The sequence below is a fragment of the Rhizobium sp. SVR5-9E genome (assembly GCF_056755095.1).
This window is the reverse complement of sequence record NZ_JBNDHS010000585.1, coordinates 1-249: the sequence shown is the minus strand read 5'-3', so window position 1 is coordinate 249 and position 249 is coordinate 1. Positions and strand designations below refer to the sequence as shown.

1 protein-coding gene is annotated in these 249 nt (G+C 61.8%); it reads left to right on the top strand.

The features are described 5' to 3' along the window. On the top strand, nucleotides 1-249 hold a 249-nt coding region (locus ACPYOJ_RS36170; protein WP_481420504.1), incomplete at both ends, for an ATP-binding protein.

The window sequence follows — 249 nt, the reverse complement described above, 5'->3', positions numbered from 1 at the left end:
GCAGCAGGTGATCCTGAGCCTGGTCATCAACGCTACTGAAGCCATGGGCACCATGATCGACGGTTCACGCGAGCTGCGAGTTCGGACGATGAGGGAGGGCGCCAACTGCCTGTGCGTGGCCGTGGCTGATACAGGCCCCGGCCTCGGACCCGAGCTGCTCGAACGGATTTTCAGTCCCTTCTACACGACCAAGCATGGCTGCATGGGTCTCGGTCTGTCGATCTGCCGTTCGATCGTCGAAGCGCATGG